Annotated in this window: 20 protein-coding genes; 17 read left to right on the top strand and 3 right to left on the bottom strand. The window is 61.4% G+C overall.

The features are described 5' to 3' along the window. Positions 1-119 precede the first annotated feature (119 nt). Together AB1805_00770 and AB1805_00765 are read left to right on the top strand one after the other, a co-directional pair. Positions 120-1,334, top strand: coding sequence for an ABC transporter permease (locus AB1805_00770; GenBank protein MEW5743958.1), 1,215 nt, complete (start codon positions 120-122; stop codon positions 1,332-1,334). A 76-nt stretch (positions 1,335-1,410) separates the two neighbouring features. Beyond that, the gene (locus tag AB1805_00765) at positions 1,411-2,640 is read left to right on the top strand and encodes an ABC transporter permease (protein MEW5743957.1); all 1,230 of its coding nucleotides are present in this window, start codon (positions 1,411-1,413) and stop codon (positions 2,638-2,640) included. A 7-nt stretch (positions 2,641-2,647) separates the two neighbouring features. Here AB1805_00765 and AB1805_00760 read toward each other — a convergent pair whose 3' ends face one another. Next, positions 2,648-3,499, bottom strand: coding sequence for an EamA family transporter (locus AB1805_00760; GenBank protein MEW5743956.1), 852 nt, complete (start codon positions 3,497-3,499; stop codon positions 2,648-2,650). Positions 3,500-3,578: 79 nt separating this feature from the next. Here AB1805_00760 and AB1805_00755 point away from each other — a divergent pair, with 79 nt between their 5' ends. Next, a complete protein-coding gene (locus tag AB1805_00755; protein ID MEW5743955.1) occupies positions 3,579-4,820 on the top strand; it encodes an HD-GYP domain-containing protein in 1,242 nt (413 codons plus the stop codon). 100 nt (positions 4,821-4,920) lie between these two features. Beyond that, a complete protein-coding gene (locus tag AB1805_00750) occupies positions 4,921-6,174 on the top strand; it encodes a replication-associated recombination protein A (protein MEW5743954.1) in 1,254 nt (417 codons plus the stop codon). 211 nt (positions 6,175-6,385) lie between these two features. Here AB1805_00750 and AB1805_00745 read toward each other — a convergent pair whose 3' ends face one another. Next, positions 6,386-8,002, bottom strand: a complete 1,617-nt coding sequence (locus AB1805_00745; protein MEW5743953.1) for an AarF/ABC1/UbiB kinase family protein — start codon at positions 8,000-8,002, stop codon at positions 6,386-6,388. Positions 8,003-8,352: 350 nt separating this feature from the next. Between AB1805_00745 and AB1805_00740 the strand changes: the two genes are divergently transcribed. The 3 genes from AB1805_00740 (at position 8,353) to AB1805_00730 (ending at position 11,854) form a co-directional block, all read left to right on the top strand. Further along, positions 8,353-9,201 (top strand): 4Fe-4S binding protein, encoded by an 849-nt coding sequence (locus AB1805_00740; GenBank protein MEW5743952.1) that lies wholly within the window; start codon positions 8,353-8,355, stop codon positions 9,199-9,201. A 161-nt stretch (positions 9,202-9,362) separates the two neighbouring features. Beyond that, complete coding sequence (locus tag AB1805_00735; protein ID MEW5743951.1) at positions 9,363-10,016, top strand: response regulator transcription factor; 654 nt, start codon at positions 9,363-9,365, stop codon at positions 10,014-10,016. Positions 10,017-10,249: 233 nt separating this feature from the next. Beyond that, positions 10,250-11,854 carry a methyl-accepting chemotaxis protein gene (locus AB1805_00730; GenBank protein MEW5743950.1) on the top strand — a complete coding sequence of 535 codons (1,605 nt, stop codon included), beginning with the start codon at positions 10,250-10,252 and terminating at the stop codon, positions 11,852-11,854. A 47-nt stretch (positions 11,855-11,901) separates the two neighbouring features. Here the strand turns inward: AB1805_00730 and AB1805_00725 are convergent, their stop codons facing one another. Beyond that, a complete protein-coding gene (locus AB1805_00725) occupies positions 11,902-12,720 on the bottom strand; it encodes an ion transporter (protein ID MEW5743949.1) in 819 nt (272 codons plus the stop codon). A 265-nt stretch (positions 12,721-12,985) separates the two neighbouring features. On the opposite strand from AB1805_00725, the gene AB1805_00720 reads away from it, so the two are divergent. The 10 genes from AB1805_00720 (at position 12,986) to AB1805_00675 (ending at position 23,539) form a co-directional block, all read left to right on the top strand. Further along, a complete protein-coding gene (locus AB1805_00720) occupies positions 12,986-13,777 on the top strand; it encodes a metallophosphoesterase (protein MEW5743948.1) in 792 nt (263 codons plus the stop codon). Between the two features lie 22 nt (positions 13,778-13,799). Continuing rightward, on the top strand, positions 13,800-14,558 hold the full coding sequence (locus tag AB1805_00715; protein MEW5743947.1) for a hypothetical protein: 759 nt from the start codon (positions 13,800-13,802) through the stop codon (positions 14,556-14,558). A gap of 58 nt (positions 14,559-14,616) precedes the next feature. Beyond that, positions 14,617-15,147: a hypothetical protein gene (locus AB1805_00710; protein ID MEW5743946.1), complete on the top strand. Its 531-nt coding sequence runs from the start codon at positions 14,617-14,619 to the stop codon at positions 15,145-15,147. A 186-nt stretch (positions 15,148-15,333) separates the two neighbouring features. After that, a complete protein-coding gene (locus AB1805_00705) occupies positions 15,334-16,344 on the top strand; it encodes an ABC transporter substrate-binding protein (protein MEW5743945.1) in 1,011 nt (336 codons plus the stop codon). Positions 16,345-16,351: 7 nt separating this feature from the next. Continuing rightward, positions 16,352-17,890: an ATP-binding protein gene (locus tag AB1805_00700; GenBank protein MEW5743944.1), complete on the top strand. Its 1,539-nt coding sequence runs from the start codon at positions 16,352-16,354 to the stop codon at positions 17,888-17,890. Continuing rightward, positions 17,863-18,315 (top strand): response regulator, encoded by a 453-nt coding sequence (locus AB1805_00695; GenBank protein ID MEW5743943.1) that lies wholly within the window; start codon positions 17,863-17,865, stop codon positions 18,313-18,315. The genes AB1805_00700 and AB1805_00695 overlap by 28 nt, the downstream gene beginning before the upstream one ends. 10 nt (positions 18,316-18,325) lie before the next feature. After that, complete coding sequence (locus tag AB1805_00690) at positions 18,326-20,797, top strand: EAL domain-containing protein (protein MEW5743942.1); 2,472 nt, start codon at positions 18,326-18,328, stop codon at positions 20,795-20,797. Positions 20,798-20,883: 86 nt separating this feature from the next. Beyond that, positions 20,884-21,294 (top strand): HIT family protein, encoded by a 411-nt coding sequence (locus AB1805_00685; protein ID MEW5743941.1) that lies wholly within the window; start codon positions 20,884-20,886, stop codon positions 21,292-21,294. 1 nt (position 21,295) lies between these two features. After that, positions 21,296-21,616 (top strand): hypothetical protein, encoded by a 321-nt coding sequence (locus AB1805_00680; GenBank protein MEW5743940.1) that lies wholly within the window; start codon positions 21,296-21,298, stop codon positions 21,614-21,616. Positions 21,617-21,649: 33 nt separating this feature from the next. Beyond that, positions 21,650-23,539, top strand: coding sequence for an ATP-binding cassette domain-containing protein (locus tag AB1805_00675; GenBank protein ID MEW5743939.1), 1,890 nt, complete (start codon positions 21,650-21,652; stop codon positions 23,537-23,539). Positions 23,540-23,545 lie beyond the last annotated feature (6 nt).

Raw genomic sequence — 23,545 nt, 5'->3', positions numbered from 1 at the left:
CGTCCACCGCCGGAAGTATTTACTTGTCGACCATAACGTTATGCTGTTTCTTACTGCCGTTTGCTGATGGCTGAGAGCTGACGGCTGACAGCTGACAGCTGTCTTTTGTAATATACTGAATGGACCGGCTCTCGATGATCCTTTCACAGTCCTGGCGTGCGGTGCGGTCGTTCAAGCTCCGCACGCTCTTCTGCCTGGTCAGTGTCGCCCTCGGTATCGCCTCGATCACAATCATCGTCGCCGCCACGGAAGGGGCCTACGAGAGGGCGCTCCGGATGGTCGCCCGCTTCGGCCACGATTCGCTGCTCGTCTTCGGCGGCAGCGAGGAGGCGCGCGCGACCGGCATGCGGCCCAAAACCCTGACGCTGGACGATCTCGAGGCGGTGCGGCAGAGCTTCCCGACCATCTACATCGCCATACCGATGGTTTCCGAGAGAGAGGTCACGGTCTCCTACAGGGATAAAAAGTACCAGACGCAGGTCATAGGCTCGACGAGCGACTACAGCCGTGCCTGGACCTGGCCGGTCATCCAGGGCTCGGACTTCAGCGACGATGACGTGCGGGGGCTCCGCAACAGGGGGCTCATGGGGCAGCACCTGCTCAAAGAGCTCTTCGGCGAGGAGGACCCGGTCGGGAAGTATGTCCTGGTGAAGGGGATCCCGGTACAGATCGTCGGCGTTCTTTCGGAGCGGGGGACCGCTGCCGCGGGGCAGAACCTCGACGACCGGATCGTGATGCCCCTCACCACGGTGATGCGCAAGATCCAGAACGAGACGACCTATGTCTCGGCATTCAGGGTGCGCTTCCTCGACCAGGAGCAGCTCTATACCCGCGCGGAAGAGCTCCGGACCTTTCTCAGGCAGCGCCACAGAATCCCTGCCGGAGAGCCCGATGACTTCACGATCGTGACGCCCAAGGAGATCGTCAAGTTCCTCGTGGCGCTCACCGGCTCCCTCGTGCTCTTTCTCGGCGTTACCGGGACCATATCGCTCGTGGTCGCCGGGTTTGTCCTCGCCAACCTCTTCCTCCTTTCGGTAAAGGAAAGGACTTCCGAGGTCGGCATCAGGAGGGCTGCCGGAGCGAAACGTCGCGATATCCTGTTCCAGTTCCTCGGCGAGGCGGTGATCATTACCACGGCGGGCGGCCTCATGGGGTTCGTGCTCGGGCTCGTCTCCTCCCGGCTCCTGATGCTGGTAGCGGAGTTCCCCCTCCGCTTCTCCTGGCGCGCCTTTGCCGCAGGCGTCGTGCTTTCGTGGATCGTCGGCATCGTCTTCGGCCTCCAGCCGGCGCGGCGCGCAGCCTACCTCAATCCCATCGAGGCGATACGGGGGTAAAACCGTGATGCGTAATCCGTAACGAGTAATCGGTAACCACTTCTTTAACTCGTTACACATCACGAATAACAGATTTATGAAGAGAGTATCCATTAATCTCAAGATAGCGACGCGCTCGCTCTGCAGCTTCAGGGTACGGTCGCTGCTCGCCGTCTTCGGCGTCTTCCTCGGGACGCTCTCCCTCATCGTCGTATCGAATCTCTCGGGAGCGCTCGCAAAGAAGACCGAAGCGGAGATCTCGAGCCTCGGCAACAACCTGCTCATCGTCCGGAGCGGGGTGGTCAGGCGTTTCGGCTCGGGCACGCGCCTCCTGAGCGAGGCGACGAACCTCACCCGCGAGGACGCCGATGCGATCGCCCGGGGCTCCCGCTTCATCAACGAAGTCTCTCCGTCGGGCAACAAGAACTTCCCGGTGCGGTACCGGCATACGCTCCTCTCGTCGGTGCTCGTGACCGGCGCTATGCCGAACTTTACCGACGTGCGGAACTTCCGTGTACAGGCGGGGAGCTTCATCACCGATGACGATAACCGGGGGCTCCGCAAAGTCGCGGTGCTCGGCAGCCGGGTCGCCGAGAAACTCTTCGGCAGCGAAGAACCCCTGGGCAAATATATTCTCATCTTCCGGGTGCCCTGCCAGGTCATCGGCATCATGGAGGGGAAAGGCGTCGATATCTCGGGCGTGGACCAGGACAACCAGATATTCGTCCCCCTTGCGACGTTCCAGCGCAGGCTCGTGAACAAAGACTTCCTCAACAGCGTCTACGTGCAGACCGTCGATGCCCGGGCCATACCCGCGGCCAAGGCCGAGATAGAAGAAATCATCAGGAAACGCCACAAGATAGGGCCGGGACAGAAAGACGACTTCACCGTCATCGATCTGAAAGACGTCCTCTCGCTCAAGACCCAGGCCATGTCGATGATCACCGTGCTGGGGAGGATCTCCGCAGGGGTCTCTTTCCTGATCGGCGGGCTCGGGATCCTCTCGATCATGATCCTCATCGTCAACGAACGGAAGGTCGAAATCGGCATCAGGAGGGCCGCGGGCTCCAGGAAGCGGGACATCGTCCTGCAGTTCCTCCTCGAATCGTCCTTCATCTCCCTCACCGGCGGCATCGCAGGAGCCGTTGCCGGCTTCATCATCAGCGCCGTTATCTTTGCCGCCTCCGACCTCCCCTTCAGCATGTCCTTCGCCGGCGTGCTCCTCTCCTTTGCCGCTTCGGTGACGGTGGGCGCCCTCGCAGGAATATACCCGTCGAAGAGGGCGATAGCGATTCAGCCGGTGGACATTATCCGGGGCATCAAATAACCGGACCTCAGCTCCCCCGCTCCCTTACGATGAGATACCCTGAGAGGAGGATCAACGCCCCGCCGGCGACGACGCGGAGAGTGACCGTTTCGTTCAGGAAGAGCATCCCGAGGAGAATGGCGCAGAGGGGTTCGAGATAGCCGAGGATCGCCGCCCTGCTCGAGGTCACCTGCTGCAGCCCCTTGAAGTAGAGGAGCGGCGCGACCGTCGAATGGACCGTTCCCGTAAGCAGCAGGAGCCACAGCTCGGACAGCGGTACCGCGGACCATGCGGCGAACGGCAGCAGCAGCAGGCAGACGACGATATTCTGGAACAACGTCATGATCAGAGGCCGGGAGCTCAGGGCGACCTTCCTGAAGACGATGATAAGGACCGCGTAGGCGAATCCCGAAAAGAGGCCGGCCACGATCCCGGCGGTATTGCGATCACCGGCGAGAAGGAGTCCGATGAACGTCCGGGCCGAAAGGTCGAGCATGATCCATAAGCCGGCGCCGCCGGCGAGTATCGCAAAAAGAATCCTCCTCGTCACCTTCTCCTTGAGAAAGACCGGGGCGAGGAACGCGACGAAGAGCGGCGCCGTGTAGTGGGTCAACACGGCATTGGCGATCGTCGTCGTTCGATAGGCGTAGAAGAAGGAGAAGGTGTTCACCAGTGCTATGGGCCCCAGTACCAGGAGGACGCGCCTGTTTCCTATGCGGGTGACCTCATCCCGCTGCGGGGATGCCGCAACCAGGAGCCCCAGAAGGAGGGAGGATATGAGGTTCGAATAGAATATCAGGACATGGACCGGGAGAGCGGAGAGCCTGATGACAAGGCCGAGAGAGCTCCAGAGGATTATGGCGGTGATTATGTAGGCCATCGTTCAGCGGTTAGTATAGCACGGAGCCGGCGCTGAGGAGACTCAAAGTTTCTGCCGGGGCACCGATAATATAGTATCCATGGGGACGAAGGTCAAGGAGATCGAAGAGCCTGACGTGCCGGTTCAGGCTGAACACCTGGTCATAGGCACGCGGCTGCCCTGCACCCTGTTCATTACGGACAAAGGCGAGAGGAAACCGATCTTCAGCAGGGATATGCTGTTCACTGCCATCTCGAAGAGTCTCCTCAAGGAAAAAGGGATAGCCGAGCTCTATATTTACCTCAAGGATGTCCCTGATTTTGAATCGTATGTGGCACGGCACCTCCCCGGCAAGGGCGCCCGCTACACCGATACCATCCGCGTCTACAGGGAGTACGCCTTCTCGAAGGAACAGTACCACCAGGTGGACCGGGCGCTCATCATCCCCGGATCGAAGATTCCCTTCACCCTCTATCTCCTTAACAGGTTCAGCTTCATCCCTCTTTACGAGATTGCGGGAGGGGTCGCTGCAGAGGTGGATCAGTCAGTCCTTTCCGCAGACGGCGATCTGGTAATAAGAAACTCCGATATTCCTCTTTATCATGACTATATCAAGTCCCTGTGGCAGGCCGCTGCCCCGCTCCGTGAACACCATCTGAAGATGAAGTCCCTGGCAGTAAAGGAGACCTCGAAGATAATCCTGAAAGACCTCCTCGACGACCCCCGAAGCGGTGAAAAGATAAAGCAGATCGATCCCCTCGTCAACGAGATGATCGACTGCATCCTCGAGAACAGGGACGCGATCTACGATCTGCTATCCCTGGGGGGGTACGACTACTACACCTACACCCACTCGGTGAACGTGGCGGCCCTCAGCATCGGCCTGGCCATCGGGGCCGACGTGAGACGGCAGGAGGTCGAGAAGCTCGGCATCGGGGCGATGCTCCACGATGTCGGCAAGAGCGCCATCTCCCACGAGATCCTCCATAAGCAGGGCAAGCTCGATGACGCCGAGTACAGGACCATCCAGAACCATGTCATTGAAGGGGAGCGCATCCTGAAGACCCATAAGGAGTTCCCCCGGGAAGCCTTCAGCGCCGTGCTGCAGCACCACGAGAAGCTGTCGGGCAAGGGCTATCCCCTGAAGCTGTCGGGTGAGCAGATCGACCTCTTCGGCCGGATCACAGCCATTGCGGACTGCTACGACGCCCTCACCACGCGGCGGCCCTACAAGCCCGCCCTGACTCCCTTCTACTCCCTCTCCATTATCGCCAAGGAGACCGGCGACTACGATCCCGACCTCCTCAAAGTCTTCATCAAGATGCTCGGCAAAATCAAATAGCTCATTGCTGACAGCTGATAGCTGACGGCTAATGGCTGAAGAGTTTTTTACGGATTCCGGTCTTTTGCAATTTGGAATCCGGTTATTGTAACGTAAAGAGGTGGATCTCTTTGACCGTGAAGAAGCAGGAAATGATGGTCCCGACCGTAACGCCCCCCTCGCCTACCGGATGGCGCCGCGGGCGCTCGAGGAGTACGCAGGCCAGGGCCACCTCCTCGGCGAAGGCAAGCTGCTCCGCCGTGCTGTCGAGGCAGACCGGATCACCTCGCTCATCCTCTTCGGCCCGCCCGGCACGGGAAAGACCGCGCTCGCCCGCGTCATCGCAGCAAAGACAAAGGCGCATTTCGAGTGGCTCAACGCCGCCACCGCAGGGCTCGACGACATCAGGAAGGTCATTACGGCTGCCAAGATGCGCAGGGCCAACGGGGTCCGCACCATTCTCTTTCTCGACGAGATCCATCGCTTCAACAAGCTCCAGCAGGATGTGCTGCTTCCCGACGTGGAGGAAGGCACGATCGTGCTGATCGCGGCCACGGTCGAGAATCCTTTCTTCTATGTGAATGCAGCCCTCCTCTCGCGGAGCCAGGTCTTCGAGCTCAAGCCGCTCACCGAACAGGATCTGGTAGCGATTCTGCGCAGAGCGCTCGCGGATAGGGAGCGTGGATTGGGCATGCTCCCGGTCGCTGCCGATGACGCCGCCCTGCACCATATCGCGAAGATCGCGGACGGCGATGCGCGCAGGGCGCTCTCCGCACTCGAAATCGCCGTGCTCACTACCGCCCCCGACGAGGAAGGGGCCATCGCGGTCACACTCGCTATAGCAGAAGAATCGATTCAGAAGAAGGCGGTCCTTTATGACAAGAAGGGAGACCATCATTACGATACCATTTCGGCCTTCATAAAGAGCATGCGCGGCTCAGACCCCGATGCCGCAGTCTACTACCTCGCCAAAATGCTCTATGCCGGAGAGGACCCGCGCTTCATCGCCCGCCGGATCGTCATCTGCGCCTCTGAAGATGTGGGGAACGCCGACCCCATGGCCCTCGTGCTGGCCACCTCGGCGTTAAAGGCGGTCGAGTTCGTCGGCATGCCCGAGGCGCGCATCCCCCTCGCCCAGGCGGCGATCCATGTCGCCCTGGCGCCGAAGAGCAACGCGAGCTACAAAGCGATCGAGGCGGCCATGGCGGATGTGGAGCATGAGCCGGCCCGGCAGGTCCCCGACCATCTGAAGAACGCGCCCCATCCGGGCATGAAGAAGCTGGGAAGGGGCGAAGGATACAAATACCCTCATGATTACGGCGGCCGCGTCGAACAGGAATACCTGCCGAAGAAAAAGAAGTACTACAACCCCTGATCCCGTTTCTAAGAGCGTCTGACAAAATGAAAGAACTTAGAGTCGGACGAGGCATAGTACATGAGCGGCTTGGGCAGCCCGAGCGGAGCCAGGATGGCGGAGCGGGCTGCCCCGCCTCGGAACAAGGCGTGGATGCCTTGCGAGAATGAGCGAATGTACTGTGCCTTGTCTGACTCTCTGTGCTCATTCTATTAGACGCTCTAAGTCGGGCTCATCCCCTCATCAACTTGATGACCGCGAGCAGACCGAGGAAGATCGATGTCCCTGCGGCGAGAAGGGTGAGCGGCCTGTTGTCGAGGATGATGAAGAGGAGGGACGAGGTCGCGGTCGTTACCGTCAGGACCACGAGCATCATCACCGAGGTCATCGTCTTCAGCTGCCCCGTAAGGTGGTGCATCTCCCCCCTGGGCAGTCTGAAGAGAAGCTCTCCCCTGTTCGCCTTCGAGAGGAAGTCGCCGAGCAGGCCGGGGAGCTTCCAGAGGTCGATCAGCCGGTCCCGGAGTCCGGCAAGGAGGTGCCCGACCTCTTCGCGCCGCGTCCCCCTGAGGAATTGGCGTATATAGGGAGTGCCGATCTCGATAATATTGATATCGGGGTTCAGCTGAAAGGCGATGCCGTTGAGCATGCTGATGGTCCTGCCGAGGAGGATGAAGTTGTTCGGGATCTGGAGGTAGTCGACCACACCGATAATGCGCTCGATCTCCGCGCCGATATCGTCGACAGTGAGGGCTTTCAGCGCGGTCGGACTGATATCGCGGTAGCGCTCGAACAGCGACCGGGCCACCTCCCGCACCGCGCTGTAGTCGGCGCCCGCAATGATGAACCCCATCCGCTCCATGGTATCGAGTATGCCCGCCACATCGCGTTCCACCACGGCGAGGGCGAACCGCCGCAAGAGCCTCCTGGTCTCCCCGGGGATGGCCTGGACCATGCCGAAGTCGACAAAGACGAGCTTCGGCCCCTCCCGGACAAAGATATTTCCGGGATGCGGGTCGCCGTGGAAAAAGCCGTGGACAAAGATCATCGTTGCGTACGTCTCGGCGAGGAGGTTGACGACCTCCTTGCAGTCGAGCCCGGGCTCTCGTGCAGCGCCGCAATCGGTGATCTTGACGCCCTCGACGAATTCGAGGGTCAGGACCTGGGAGGTCGTATGCTCCCATTTCACCTCGGGGATGACGACCCGATCGTCGTCCTTGAAGTTATCCCCGAAGCGCTCGGCGTTCCTCCCCTCCTGGAGGTAGTCGAGCTCGCTCCGGACAATACGCGAGAACTCGTCGTGGAGGACTTTGAGGTCTATCCTGCCGTAGCGTCCTCCCAGCAGGGCGACGAGGCTCCGGAGCATCCTGATATCGGTCTCGATGATCGGACCGATAGCGGGGTACTGCACCTTCACGGCCACGGGCTCGCCGCTCTTCAGCACCGCGCGGTGGACCTGTCCCAATGAGGCGGCGGCGAGGGGCGTTTCGTCGAACTGCAGGAAGACCGTCTCGGGCGGAGCGCCGAGGGAGCGGACAAGCTGCTGCCGTATCTCGGCGTAGTCGTGCGGAGGGACCCGATCCTGGAGCTGGGAGAGCTCTGCAATATACTCGTCGGGAAGAAAGTCGATCCGCGAGCTGAGGAATTGCCCCACCTTGATCATGAGGCCCTTCATCTCGAGCGCCTTCTCCCTGAGCAGAACGGCATTGCGCCGGTGAAGTCTGCCGAGGAATGCCGACGACCGTTCCGGGGACATGAAGGCGGTTATCGCCGAGGCGAGCTTGTAGGACAGGACTATCCTCAGCGCGATGACAAGGCCCTTAAGGAATCGTGTGCAGTAGCGGATCTTCATGGCGGCGCCGGTGTACGTACCTTTCTAAAGAATACATCACTTTGCCCTCACGCGCTATTGAAAATCCGGATACGTACGTAATCCCGGAGGGGGCGAGGCGGGGCATTTGGAGCGGCACGGGCAGCCCGAGCGGAGCCAGGACGGCGGAGCGGGCTGCCCCGCCTCGGAGACGGGCTGGATGCCCGTCGAGAATGAGCGCAAATGCCCCGCCTCGCCCCCTCCGGGATTACACTATTTCCCTGCACTTTTTTGTTCGGCACTCGCAGGCAATCTGTTAAAGTAGTAGACGGGAAGCGCACAGGCGCTTTCGTCATGGGCAGAGCAGTTGCCCCGGAGGAGAGCTTTCTATCGTGTGTGAATTCTGCACAAAGCACGGCGAGGGGCAGATATGGTACCGCAATGCCGCCAATTATGCGCAGGACCTCCTTGCCGACCTGAACAGGCGCCGCTTCATCGAGCAGTTCCTCGAACAGACGATCAACGAGGGCTTCGTGACGCTCGGGAGGCTCGAAGCGCTCGTTAAAAAGAGAGGGCGCCTGCCCGATGCACTGAAGCGCTCCATGGAGGAGCGGGCCAGGGTCGAACACTTCGGCCAGGTGCTGCCGGTCGAGGAGATCGCCGGGCTGGTCCGCAAGGCCGCGACGATCGTGCGCATGCCCTGCGCCTGCCGCTGGACCGAGGGGCGGAAAGAGCTGCGCTGCTGCTACGGCATCAGCCTCGGCCCCGAGGCCTGGTACTCATCGATCGATATGGGCTACTTCGGCAAGACTCCGTCGGAAGGGCTCGAATCGGTATCGTCCGAAGAGGCGGTCCGCCACATGGAAGCGCTCGAGGAACAGGGCGCCGTCCATACCATCTGGACCATGGTGACCCCTTTCATCGGCGCGATATGCAACTGCTCAGCCATGGAGTGCATGGCCCTGAGGATGCTCCGGAGCATAAAGGTAGAGACCCTGGCCCGGGCCGAGTTCGTCGCGTCCGTGGATGCCGGGCGCTGCGAGGGATGCGGGCTCTGCGCCCTTAGCTGCCAGTTCGATGCGATCGGGAGCAGTCATGAGAGCGGGCTCGCCAAAGCGGTCATCAACCCCGAAAAGTGCTTCGGCTGCGGCCTCTGCCGCAAGGCCTGTGCTGCCGGGGCCATAACCCTCGTGCTCAGGCATCGTCCGGAGACCGGCCCGTTCTGCGCCCCTTCTGCATGACTCCCCGTAAACAGCCGGGCATCACTTGCCATAAATCGCACAAATACTTATTATAAGCTTGTAATTCGCTCCGACGGCAACACTCGTGGCGCCCTTCGTTTCCGGACATGCGCCGGAATATACGCCGGAAGATATGCCGGAAGATATGGTGGAGTGGTGATATGACGATACGGATCATCCTCGTCGACGACCATACCATTGTCCGCACGGGACTCAGGAGCCTGCTCGACAAGCTGCCCGGCCTGGAGGTTGTTGCCGAGGCGGAGAACGGGCGAAAGGCACTGGAGCTGGTACGGACGATAGCGCCCGACATCGTCATCATGGATGTCTCCATGCCCGACATGAACGGCATCGAGGCCGCGCGGCGGATCGTCGCCGAAACGCCCGGCGTCAAGATCCTCGCCCTCTCCATGCATTCCGACAAGTACTTCGTTGCCGAAATGCTCAAGGCAGGGGCCTCGGGATATCTGCTGAAGGACTGCATATTCGAGGAGCTGGCCCATGCCATCCATACGGTTGCCGCGGGTCACACGTACCTGAGCCCGGGGATCACCGGAGTGATGGTCAGGGACTACGTCTACCTTTCGGCGAAGGGCCCCCCTTCGGCGTTCTCGACGCTGACCGCGCGCGAACGGGAGGTCCTCCAGCTTCTTGCCGAGGGGAAGACCGCACGGGACATCGCGGCGCTGCTCAAGGTCAGCATCAAGACCGTAGAGACCTACCGCCAGCACCTCATGGACAAGCTCGATCTCCACAGCATTGCGGAGCTCACGAAGTACGCGATCCGCGAAGGCCTCACCTCCCTCGGTTCCTGACCGCTCCCTTCAGGTATTTCGAAGCCGGATATCAGGGTCTCCCCGATTGTTTTATCCCGCACCGATAGACCATCTTAAATCGGCATAGAAAAGCGCTCCACGAACCGTGGCAAGTCGGGCCGCGGTGCGGAAACAGAAGAGGCGCCGTCCACGAGGCGACAGGGGAATGCGATATACCGGACGAAGGGCCGGGTAAGGGGCCGGACAAAGGCCCACGCAAAGGGGAGGGAACCATGCAGCTGACCATTGCAGGCAAGATCTATATCGGGATAGGGGGCTTGGCCGTTGTACTGGTCATACTCGCGCTGTTCGCGCAGCTCACCATCAGGAAGACCGCAGCGCAGCTCCAGCATATCCATGAAAGTGCCGAGCTCGTCGACCAGTTGGGAGAAAGAATCGCCGACCATTTCCTCTGGGCTCAGTCGCTCGCTGCGGAGAGCATCATGTCCGGCAGGGAGTTTACCGGGCAGCTCGATCCCACCCAATGCAAGTTCGGGAAGTGGTACCACTCCTACACGCCCGGCAGGGAGCTCGAAACCGCCTTTAAAAAGATCGAGGAGCCGCACCGGCATCTGCATGCGACGGCGGCAAAAATAACCCTTGCCGTAAAGGAAGGGAAGCTGGATGCTGCGCGGACGGTCTACCGGGAAGAGACGCTCCCGTTATTGAGCGAGACGCAGGCGGCGATCAGGGAGCTGAAGTCAGCAGCGGGCAAAACGATGAAAGAGGAGAACCGGCGTACGGCAGCAGTCCAGGCACGCATGGGAACCGTCTCGTTGATCGTCTATCTGGCGCTCCTGGGGGTGCTCGTCGCCGGCGCCCTCGTGTTCATTGCCCGGCCCATCAAACGGGAACTGTCCCACCTCAACGAGCAGGTGGAGCTGCTCGCCTCCGGGGATATGAGAGCGGCTATCGAAATCAACGGCACGGAGGAGATAAGGACGCTCGCAGAAAACCTGAACAAAATGGTGCTCTCTTTCAGGGGCGCCGTAGGAAGCATCATCTCGGCAGCGAACAGTGTCGTGCAGACCGTGGATGCGGTGCAGAAGCGGACCGACAAGACCACCGAGGGAGCGCGGAACCAGTCGCTCCAGGCGTCGCAGATAGCGACCGCAGCCGAAGAGATGAGCCAGACCATCACGGATATCGCGCGCAATGCTTCAGTGGCGTCGGATTCTTCCACGGAGGCGATGGAGACGGCCGCAAAGGGTAAGGAGGTCGCCGAGGGGGCGGTGACCACCACGAACAGCGTTTATACCGCTACCGTGGAGCTCTCCTCGATGGTCCAGAAGCTGAACAACCGCGTGGGAGAGATCGGGGACATCGTGACGGTCATCAAGGATATCGCCGACCAGACCAACCTCCTCGCGTTGAATGCGGCGATCGAGGCGGCCAGGGCAGGCGAGCAGGGGCAGGGCTTTGCGGTGGTCGCCGATGAAGTGAGGAGGCTGGCGGAGCGCACCATAAAGGCGACGGCCGAGATATCGGACAAGATAGGGGCCGTTCAGGCCGAGTCGGCGCAGACCGCCCGGTCGATGGGCGATGCATCGGGGAAAGTGACCGAGGCGACCGGCTCCATCCGGCAGGTCGGGGACTCCCTGACCCATATCGTAGGTTCGGTCGAAAAAGTGCGTGACCAGATACTCCAGATCGCGACAGCCGTGGACCAGCAGTCCGCTGCCTCGGAACAGGTAGCGAAGAGCATAGAGAAGACCTCGGAGATAGCCAAGGATATGGAACGGATGGCCGATGAGGTGGCGCACGAGATCATCGCGCTCTCCCGTATAGCGGAGGCGCTGAGGAGCTCGACAGCGGGCTTCACGATAGCCGGGGCATGAGCCTCGACAGCATCAGGAGAGAGTGCCGGTAGCCGCCCTGACGGAGCTCACCCTTCTTCATGCCGCTCCCCGGGTGCGGCGCGCGCCCGCAGCATGCTCCGCAGCTCGGTTATCTCCTGCCGCAGCATCTCGATCTCCCGCATCTCGAGGGGCGGTTCCTCCTCCCGGTCCAGGCCGACAAAGAAGGTCGCCAGCATGGCGGTCACATAGCCGAAGACCGTAAAGGCGTAGACGGCGAGGAGCAGACAGAGGATCTTGCCTTCGGGGGTCGCGGGCCAGTATTGGGAGCCCATGGTGGTCATGATCATGGCTGTCCACCAGAGGGCGGTGCCGTAATCCTTGAAGCCCGCCTCGGCCGGCGCGCCCTTCTCGAAGGAATACATGCCCGCAGCGCCGGTAACGGTAATGATCAGGGTGAGCAGCAGTACATAGCCGAATCCCCGGCGGCCCATCGTCCTCCGGAGTGTGCGCATGCCCCTGTTGAGAGAGGTGATGAACCGCAGGAGCCTGAGCCCGCGGGCACCTCTGAGCAGCTTCATCACGCGCAGGGCGCGTGCGATGCGGATGATGCGCAAGGCGGGCACGGTGAGCGACAGCGCGGTGATCCAGTTGCGCTTCATGTAGGCTCCCTTGCGGGGAGCGAGCATGAATTCCACCGCGAAGTCGAGGATGAAGAGCGCCCATACGATAGTGTTCACCAGGGCGAGAAAGGGGCTCAATCCCCGCAGCAGGTCGATGACCAGCAGGACGAGCCAGAGAAACCCCAGCACGATCATGGGGACCTCGAGCCACTCTTCGAGCTGGCTCACTACCGCGTTGCGCTCCTCATCCAGCTTCTGCCGCTCCGCTTCATCGTTCTCCCTCATGCCGCCCCTCCCGTTCTCTTTACTGCAGCAGTACATGCCCGCCTCTCTAAATAGTCGCACTGTTTGAGCGGTGACGCAATCCAGAGGCGGCAGGCGTCTTGCTGCGCCCTGCCCGGCAACGGCATTTTCCGGTTGACGGCGGCTGCATATCATGCTAATTTTGAAATAGAAACCGCGCCCGAGCTTCATTCCGCCCCTCTTGTCCCTTTCTCGCTCATCGGCACAACCGTCATCACGACATCAACGGCAGAGGTGAAACAATACCGTGAAGACAGTAAAAAACACCGTACTCATCGCGGCAGTCGCCGACATCCACTACACCAAGACATCCCAGGGGTCGCTCCAGAAGGTCTTTACCCAGGTCACCGACAGCGCCGATATCTTCCTGCTCTGCGGTGATATCACCGACACCGGCATGCCGGACGAAGCGCGTGTCCTGGCGAAGGACCTCACCTCGTACGTAAAAGTCCCGATCATCGCCGTGCTCGGCAATCACGATCACGAGAGCGGCAGGAGCGCCGAAGTCGAAGCGATACTCCGCGACGCCGGGGTGACGCTGCTCGACGGCACCGCCTGCGAGTTCAACGGCATCGGGTTCGTGGGGGTCAAGGGATTTGCCGGGGGCTTTACCAACAGGATGCTGCAGCCCTGGGGAGAAGAGATCATCAAGCACTTTGTCCAGGCGGCGATCGACGATGCGCTCAGGCTCGATTCCGCGCTGGCGAAGCTGCATACCACGGAACGGATCGCGCTGCTCCACTACTCCCCGATCCGTGCGACCGTAGAGGGAGAGCACCCCGAAATATTTCCCTTCCTCGGTTCGAGCCGCTTCGAGGAGCCGCTCAACCGGTACCAGGTGACCGCAGCGTTCCACGGCCATGCGCACGCAGGGAGTCTCGAGGGACGCACGCGGGGAGATATCCCGGTCTACAATGTAGCGATGCCGCTGCTGCACCGCTCCTTCCCCGACCGGCCGCCCTTCAAATTGATCGAGGTACAGGCAGGCGAGCGCACGTCGGGGTCAAGTGCTTCGGTCTCGTGCCAGAGCCTGACCTGAGGAAAAGGGAAAAGGAGCGGCCATGAAAGAGTGTGACCATCTCAGGAACGACCCCGGACCGTCGGCGCGCGAGGTGTATTACAAGGCGCTGACGATGGCCAACAAGTCGAAAGTCCCCTACCTCGTGGGCGGCGCCTATGCCCTGAAGAGCTACACCGGCATATCGCGGGATACCAAGGACCTCGACCTCTTCGCCCGGCCCGGGGAGGTGGAGGCCCTCCTGAAGGTCTTCTCCTCCGAGGGGTACGAGACCGAAATTACGTCGGAGTACTGGCTCGGGAAGATCTTTTTCGGAAACTACTTTATCGACGTGATCTTCAATTCAGGCAACGGGACGAGCGTGGTGGACGACGAGTGGTTCGCCTTTGCCGGCGATGACGAGATACTGGGGATACCCGTCAGGATATGCCCTGCCGAGGAGATTATCGTACAGAAGGCGTTCATCAAGGAGCGCGAGCGTTACGACGGCGCCGACGTGGCCCATCTCCTGCGGGCACTCGCCGAACGGCTCGACTGGGACCGCCTCCTCCGCCGGTTCGAGCCGCACTGGCAGGTCCTGCTCGTTCATCTCATCCTCTTCGGCTTCATATACCCCTCGGAGCGCCACCGCATCCCGCGCCGTATCTTGCGGGAGCTTCTCGACCGCCAGGAGCACGAGCTCTCCGCGCCCCCGGACGGACAGCGGATATGCCGGGGGCCCTTCCTCTCACGGACCCAGTACCGGATCGATATCGAGTGCTGGGGCTACAAGGACCCGGTGCAGCTGGTACGGACATGGTAACCGCGAGCCCCTCTTCGATTAACCGCTCCGGCCATATCTGGTATAATTAAGTACCGTGATGAGCAACGAGGAAGTCATCATCCGCGAGATCCGCGAGATCAGCACGCGCTACAAGAGCATGGTAGTGAGCGGCGAGGAGGGCGTCGGGAAGATCACCAACACCCTGTCTGCGCTCCGGAACAACGACCACGTCTACTACATCGGCAATCCCGTCGATTACATAGGAAAGCCCCGTCCCAAAGGCTACGACAAGTACATCAACTACATCACCACCCTGAAGCACGATATGACGATCATGGCCGAGGAGAGCGAGATACTGGCGCTCCCTTCCCTTCTGCCGTCCGATCGCGAAGCGACCCTGATCATCGATGAGGTCTTCGGAAGGAGCGAGGCGCAGTACGATACGCTGAGCGAGCTCCTCGGCAGGGATCCGGTGAAGGCCTTTCTCATTACCGGCTGCCTCAAGAATATCGGCAGGCTTGTCCATCATATCGATGCGGTCCTCATGCTCACCCAGGACGGCGTCCTCGTCTTCGACAAGGAGTTCGCCAGGCAGGTCTGCGCGGTCCTCAGACCCGAAGCATTGTAGGATTCCCTCCCTTCGCAGTGGCAGGTGTACTGCCGCCCTCGCGTCACCCCCTCGCCTCACCATAGTTGCATTCGCTGCATTTTGGAGTACAATTAAGATAACACGCTCTCTTCATCTCGTTGTAATACTTTCTTTTATTTTCCCCTTCGGCAGTCAGGGCCGGCTCGACGATACGGGAGAACAGGTATGCGACGGCCGCTTAGGACAGCACGCATCATTGCCGCTCTGCTCCTGGGCGCCGCTTTCCTTGCAGGGTGCGACCAGGGCTCCCGCAGGCCGGGCGGCGCAGCCCGGGAACAGGTAACGTTCGCGGTCGTGCCCTTGCCGCTCTCCGCACCGGTATACGTTGCGGCGGAGAAAGGCTACTTCAGGGACGAGGGGCTGAACGTCACCCTCGCCGCCTATTCATCGGGGAAAGAGGCGCTCACCGCGGTGATCGCCGGCACGGCGGCGTTCGGCGTCACTGCGGAGACGCCGGTCGTCTACGCCGTCCTGCAGGGGGCAGCGGTGTCGGTTATCGCCACCATTGCCGAGACCGACAGCAGCACCAAGATCGTCGCGCGCAAGGACCGGGGCATCCACGCTCCGGAAGACCTCAGGGGGAAGAGGATCGGGGTGACCTCAGGCACCAATAACGAGTTTTTCCTCTATTCCTTCCTGCTCTTCAACGAGATGAGCAGCAGGGAGGTCAGGACGGTCGATATAGGAGCCGATCAGATACCCGGGGCGCTGCTTCGGGGAGAGGTGGATGCCGTATCCATCTGGGAACCGCACGTCAGCGTTCTCGAAGAAAAGTTGGGCGACAAAGCCCTGGTGTTCCACAGCAAGGCTCTTTATGTCATGAGCTGGAATGTCGTCTCGCGGCAGGAGCTCGTTGCGCGGAGTCCCGGGACGGTCAGAAAGATACTCCACGCCCTCAGCAGGGCGGAAGAGCTCATTGCGGCGAACGGAGAGGAAGCGCGGAAGATTACTGCGTCCGCCGCCGGCACCGACCTCCGCATACTCGCGAGGCAATGGAACGCCTATACGTTCAACCTGAGCTTGAGCCAGACCCTGCTCCTTTCGCTCGAGGAGCAGGCCCGCTGGGCCCTGGCCGGATGCTGCCCCGAGGCGGAGATGCCGAACTTCCTGACCTTCATGCACGCGGAAGCGCTGACGACAGTGGCGCCGGAGGCGGTGACGCTTATCCACGAATAGGCATGCCATGAGGATCAGCACACGGCTGAAGATCACGACGCTCCTGCCCCTCGGCATAGCGCTCGTCATAGGAGTGATCATCACCTACGCCTTTATCCGGACGGACGAAGCGCTGAAGAGGGGCGAGGTCGCGGAAGAGATAGTCCTCGACGTCTCGGAGCTGAATGCGTTGACCTTGTACTACCTGCTGCACCACGAGGAACGGCCGAAACTGCAGTGGCGTATGAAATACAGCTCTCTCACCAAAACGCTCGAAAGGATCGGCTTCAGCGACCGGGAATCCCGCGCCCTGTTTGACCGTATCCGCGATAACCTCACGGCGATGGGAGAGCTCTTCTCCCGCCTCGTCGCGAGCTACGAGGCGCGCCCGGGGAGCGGCAGCCGGGCCGTGCGAGCGCCGCTCCAGGAGCGTCTCGCGGACCAGCTGGTGCTCCGGTCGAGGGCGGTCAGCTCGGACGCCCGCAGGCTGGCGCTCATGAGCACCGCCTCCCTGGAGACCACCCAGCAGAGGGCGTACCTTCTCACCTTCCTGTTCACCGTGCTCCTCGCCCTGGTGGTCGCCGCTACTTCGTCATATATGAGCAGGACGATCTCACGGTCGATCGAGCGCCTCCGCAGCGGCACCGAGATCATCGGCTCGGGGGACCTCGACTACCGCATCGGCATGCAGGCTGACGACGAGATCGGGGAGCTCGCAAAAGCCTTTGACGCCATGACCGCGAAGCTCGAGACGACGACCGTATCGAGAGACGAGCTCGCCCGTGAGGTGGCGGCGCGCAAGAGCACGGAGGAACGGCTCAAGGAGACGCTCGCGGACCTGGAGCGCTCCAACAAAGAGCTCGAGCAGTTCGCCTATGTGGCGTCGCACGACCTCCAGGAGCCCCTGCGCATGGTGGCGAGTTACGTCCAGCTCCTCGAGCGCCGGTACCGGGACAGGCTCGACCGGGATGCCGATGAGTTCATCGCGTACGCCGTCGACGGCGCCGCGCGCATGCAGCGGCTGATCAACGATCTCCTGGCCTACTCACGGGTCGGCACCCGCGGAAAGCCATTGGCCCCCACGGACCTGAACAGTGTGCTCGGTCAGGCGGAGAGCAATCTGAAGGCCGCCATAGAAGAGAGCGGGGCGGCGATTACGCACGATACCCTGCCGGTCGTCATGGCGGACGAGACCCAGATGGTGCAGCTCTTCCAGAACCTGATCGGCAACGGCATAAAGTTCCGCGGCGCTGCTCCGCCGCGCATTCGCATCACGGCGGAGCGGAGCGGCGGTGAATGGCGCATCGGCGTCCACGACAACGGGATCGGCATCGATCCCCGCCATTTCGACCGCATCTTCGTCATATTCCAGCGCCTGCACGGCAGCGGCGACTACCCGGGCACCGGGATCGGCCTCGCCATCAGCAAGAAGATCGTGGAGCGGCACGGAGGCCGCATCTGGGTGGAGTCGCAGCCCGGCAAAGGCGCCTCTTTTTATTTCACTATCCCGGCTATTCCCGAGGAGGCACGCAACCCGTCATGGCAAACAACGATAACGCGCGGATGATCGAGGTCCTCCTGGTCGAGGACAACCCCGGCGACGTACGCCTGATGCAGGAGGCCCTCAAAGAAGCAAAGGTGGTCAACCACCTCACGATCGCCACCGACGGCGAGGAGGCGATGTCCTTTCTCCGGCGGGAGGGGAGGTTCAGCAGCGCGCCGCAGCCCGATGTCATCCTGCTCGACCTGAACCTCCCGAAGAAGGACGGACGGGAGGTGCTCTCCGAGATCAAGGAGGACCCGGCCCTGAAGCATATCCCGGTAGTGGTCGTGACGACCTCGAAGGCCGAGGAGGACATCCTCAGGAGCTACAATCTCCATGCAAACTGCTACATCACCAAACCGGTCGATCTCGACCAGTTCATCAAAGTGGTGAAGTCGATAGAAAACTTCTGGTTCTCCATAGTAAAGCTGCCCCCGAAGGAGCAGTAGAGGAACGGCAGTGGAACATCTGCGCATCGTGCTCATAGAAGACAATCCCGGCGACGCCCGGCTCATCCGCGAGCTCCTGTCGGAGTCGAGGACCACCGCTTTCGAGACCGTCTCCGCAGGCAGTCTCGCCGCGGGCATGGACCTGCTGGCCGGAGGGGAATTCGATCTCGTCCTGCTCGATCTCGGCCTCCCGGACAGCCGGGGATTCGGGTCCCTCGCAACGATCCATGAACGGTGGCCCGACATTCCGGTCATCATTCTCACCGGCCTCGCCGACGAAGAGCTTGCGGTAAAGGCCGTACAGATGAGCGCGCAGGACTACCTCGTCAAGGGGCATGTCGAGAGCGAGCTGCTCGTCCGGTCGATACGCTACGCCCTCGAGCGCAAGCGGGTACAAAGGGAGCTCGAGCGGATCAGCACCCAGAACGCGCTGATCCTCGAGTCCGCGGCAGAAGGGATATTCGGGGTCGATACCGGGGGAAACTTTACCTTCGTCAATACGGCGGCTGCAAGAATGCTCGGCTATGAGGTCGATGAGCTCATCGGCAGGCATAGCCATCCCCTCTGCCACGGCCTGCGGCCCGACGGCAGTCCCTATGCCGAACGCGAGTGCATCATCTATAAGACCATACGGGAGGGGACGCCCCAGACCTCCAGCGATGACGTGTTCGTCAGGAAAGACGGCGCCGTCTTTCCCGTCGAATATACCAGCATGCCGCTCATCGAGCACGGCCGCGTCACCGGCGCTGTCGTGACCTTCAGGGATATTGCCGAACGCAAAAGGGCCGAACAGGCCATCAGGGAGAGCGAGGAGAAGTACCGGGAGCTCGTCCAGAACGCCAGCAGCATCATCATCAAGGTCGACCGGCAGGGCAGGATCACCTTCTTCAACGAGTTCGCCCAGACCTTTTACGGATACGCCGAAAACGAAGTCGCCGGCAAGACGCTCGTCGAGACCCTGGCCCCCTACTCGGATATGGCCACCCGGGACATCGCGGCGATGGTCGATACGGCGCTCGCGAATCCCCGGGAATACCACCGCAGCGAGAGCGAGACGATGAGGAAGAGCGGCGAGCGCTCGTGGGTCTCGTGGACCACCAAGGCCATACTCAACCGCGACGGAGCGGTTACGGGCGTGCTCGTCGTGGGGCAGGACATCAGCGAGCGGAAGCGCATGGAAGACGCCATGTGGCGGCAGGCGTACCACGATATCCTCACCGACCTCCCCAACCGGATGCTCTTCCTCGACCACCTGAAACTGGCGCTCACGCAAGCGCGGCGGAACAGCTATATGCTCGCCGTGATGTTCCTGGACCTCGACCGGTTCAAGGCGATCAACGACTCCCTGGGCCACGTGATAGGCGACCGGCTCCTCCAGGCGGTCGCCTATCGCATGAACAGCGTCCTCCGTCAGGGCGATACGGTGGCGCGCATCGGCGGGGACGAATACACCATCCTCCTGCCGCAGGTGATGAGCGAGGCCGACGTGGTCAAGATCGTGCGCAAGCTCCTGGCCGAGTTCCAGCAGCCCTTTACGGTCGACGACCACGTGCTGCACATCACCGCGAGCATCGGCATAAGCCTCTATCCCGCCGACGGGAACGACGAAGAGACCCTCCTCAAGAACGCCGATATCGCCATGTACCACGCCAAGGGACAGGGGAGGAACAACTACCAGTTCTACAACCCCTCGATGAACGTCAGGATCCTCGAACGGATCATCCTCGAAAACAGCCTGCGCCATACCCTCGAACGGGGGGAGCTGACGCTCTTCTACCAGCCGCAGGTGCGCATCGACAGCCGCCGGATCGTCTGCGCCGAGGCCCTGATCCGCTGGAACCATCCCGACCTCGGCCTGCTGAGCCCGGCTCACTTCATCCCCATCGCCGAAGAGACCGGCCTCATCGTGCCGATCGGCGAATGGGTGCTCAAGACCGCCTGCGAACAGAATGTGCTCTGGCAGAGGGCGGGGCTTCCCTCCCTCTGCGTGACCGTAAACCTCTCGGCCCGGCAGTTCCAGCAGCCGGAGCTCGCGGATATCGTAGACCGGATACTGCGCGAGACCGGTCTCGATCCCCGGTGGCTCGAGCTCGAGATCACCGAGAGCACGGCGATGCAGAATCTCGACATAACGGTGCCCAACCTCGTCAGGCTGAACGGGATGGGGGTGAAAGTCGCCATCGACGACTTCGGCACCGGGTATTCCTCGCTCAGTTATCTCAAAAAACTGCCGATACAGAAGCTCAAGATCGACAAATCCTTTATCAGCGGCCTCACCGTCGATCCCGACTATGAGGCGATCGTCAACGCCGTGATCGGCCTGGCGCACAACCTCAAGATGAGGGTCATCGCCGAAGGGGTCGAGACCGAGGCGCAGCTCTCGTTCCTCCACTCGAGCAACTGCGACGAGATGCAGGGGTTCCTCTTCAGCGAGCCGCTCCCCCCCAGAGAGTTCGAAGAGCTTACCGCCGTCTGCCGGTAGGGATTGTTTACCGCCGCCCCCTCCCCCGCTCATTATAGTGGACGCTGTATGCCGGATCGTGTATGATCGGTTAAGGAGGTGATGTAATGTTCGCCCTTCATCCGCGCCTCAGAGAAGACACGCTCCCCGTATCGCGGCTGCAGCTGACACAGGTGCTCCTGATGAACGACCGCTCGCTCCCCTGGCTCATTCTCGTCCCCGAGCGGGAGAGGGTGCGCGAGATTCATGAGCTCCACGAGGCGGACCGCGCGCTGCTCATCGAGGAGATAGCCCTCGCCTCGCGGGTGGTGCAGCGCCTCTTCTCGCCCGATAAAATCAACCTGGGAGCGCTGGGCAACCTGGTTCCGCAGCTCCATATCCATATCATAGGGCGGTTTTCCACCGACCGCTCCTGGCCGGGACCGGTATGGGGGACAGGGCCGATCGAATCCTATACGCCGGAAGAGGCGGAGACCGTCTGCAGAAACATACGGCACGCCCTCGTGCAAGGAGGCTGATATGCGCCTGCTTTTAGCTGTCGCGGTTCTGCTCTCGCTCCTCTCATTAGAATACGCCAGCGCCGAGCAGCCGATGCTCCGGAAAGATGTGACGACGAGACTCGGCCAGCTCGAGAACCGTATCGAACGGGGCAGGATCACCGGCGAGCTGACCGGAAACGAACTATCCCGGCTCAGGACAAAGCTGGAGGCCCTCAGGTACCGGAAGTCGAGGCTGGAGCGGGACGGCATGCCCCCGCAGGGAGAGCGGGACCTCGATACGCAGCTGTACATGCTCGAAAGGGAGACGGAACGGATGCTGAACAACCTGGAGCGGAAGTAGCGGACGGCGTAGTATAATAGTGAAGTACGCATCATGATCCAGGTAAGCGCTCTACGAAAGGCCTATGGCCGGCAGGTTATCTTCGACGATGTCGGCTTCACGATCAATGCCGGGGAGCGGGTCGGGCTGGTGGGCCGCAACGGACACGGCAAGACGACGCTCTTCCGGCTGATCCTGGGAGAGGAGAGCCCCGATGCAGGGACGATCGGCATTCCCAGCGGCTATTCGATAGGGCACCTCTCGCAGCATCTCCACTTTACCCGGGATACGGTGCTCCAGGAGGGCTGCCTCGGCCTCGGTCCCTCGGAAGACGGGCGCGACGAGTCCTACAAGGTCAAGTCGATCCTGCTCGGCCTCGGCTTTACGCCCGGGGATTTCGACCGCCCTCCGGCGGAGCTCTCGGGAGGGTACCAGATACGCCTGAATCTCGGGAAGCTCCTCGTCTCCGAACCGAACCTCCTGCTGCTCGACGAGCCGACGAACTACCTCGATATCGTCTCGATCCGGTGGCTCGTACGGTTCCTCAGGAACTGGAAGAACGAGTTGATCCTCATCACCCACGACCGCGACCTCATGGACCGGGTCACGACCCACACCATGGGAATCCACCGCTGCAAAATACGGAAGGTGGCCGGGCCGACGCAGAAGCTCTACGACCAGCTCCTCATGGAGGAAGAGGTCTACGAAAAGACCCGCATCAACGACGAAAAGCGGCGCGCGGAAGTGGAACAGTTCATCACCCGCTTCAGGGCCAAGGCGACGAAGGCGCGGGCGGTGCAGTCGAAGATAAAGGCCCTCGAAAAGATGGACCGGCGCGAGAAGCTCGCGGATATGAAGAACCTCGACTTCTCGTTCAATGCCGCTCCGTTCACCGGGAAGTGGCTCCTCGAGGCGAGAGATATCTCCTTTTCCTTTGCCCCCGGCGGAGCTCCCCTCATCGAAGGACTGGACATCGCCATAGGCAAAAACGACCGTATCGCCGTGATCGGGAAGAACGGCAAGGGAAAGACAACGCTGCTCAATCTCCTTGCCGGCGAGCTGATCCCGCAGCAGGGCGCTCTCATACCCCATCAGCAGCTCAAGCTCGCCTATTTCGGACAGACCAACATACAGCGGCTGAAGCCCGAACAGACCGTGGAGGAGGAAATCCTCGACGTGATGCCCGAACATAACCGCAGAGCGGCCCGGACGATCTGCGGCATCATGATGTTCGAGGGCGACAACGCGCTCAAGAAGGTCGCGGTGCTCTCCGGCGGCGAGCGGAGCCGCGTGCTGCTCGGCAAACTGCTCGTCAGCCCGGCCAACCTGCTCCTCCTCGACGAGCCGACCAACCACCTCGACATGGATTCGATCGACTCCCTCATCGAGGCGATCGACGCCTTCGACGGCGCCGTGGTCATCGTCACCCATAGCGAGATGATCCTCCATGCGCTCGCAACCCGGCTCATCGTGTTCGACGACGGCGCCGTACAGGTCTTCGAGGGCGCCTACCAGGACTTCCTCGACCGCGTCGGGTGGAAGAGCGAAGAGGCGGAAAAGAGGAGCGAGCCCCAAAAGAGTGATGAGAAGAGTGATGGAAAAAACAACGGAGCTTCGAAAAGCGTTCTCCGCAAAGATATGCGCCGCCTCAAGGCCGAGCTGGTAGCCGAGCGCTCACGGACGCTCGGGGCGCTCCAGAAGAGGATCTCCGAGATCGAAGATACGATCGTGGAGCTCGAAGGACGGATAGAGCACGATACCGCAGCGCTCCTCGACGCCTCGGTCAACGGCAACGGCGAGGCGATCCGTTTGCTCTCCAAGTCGCTCCATGAGGCGAGAGCGAGCATCGATGCGCTCTTCGAGGAGCTGGCCCGAAAGACCGGCGAGCTCGAGGCCCGGTCGAAAGAGTTCGAAGAAAGGCTCACCGCCCTGCAGCAGGAATAGCGACAG

The organism is Nitrospirota bacterium (assembly GCA_040752355.1).
Taxonomy (GTDB): Bacteria; Nitrospirota; Thermodesulfovibrionia; order Thermodesulfovibrionales; family Dissulfurispiraceae; genus JBFMCP01.
The sequence above is the reverse complement of the archived record's forward strand: the minus strand, read 5'-3'. Positions and strand labels throughout refer to the sequence as shown.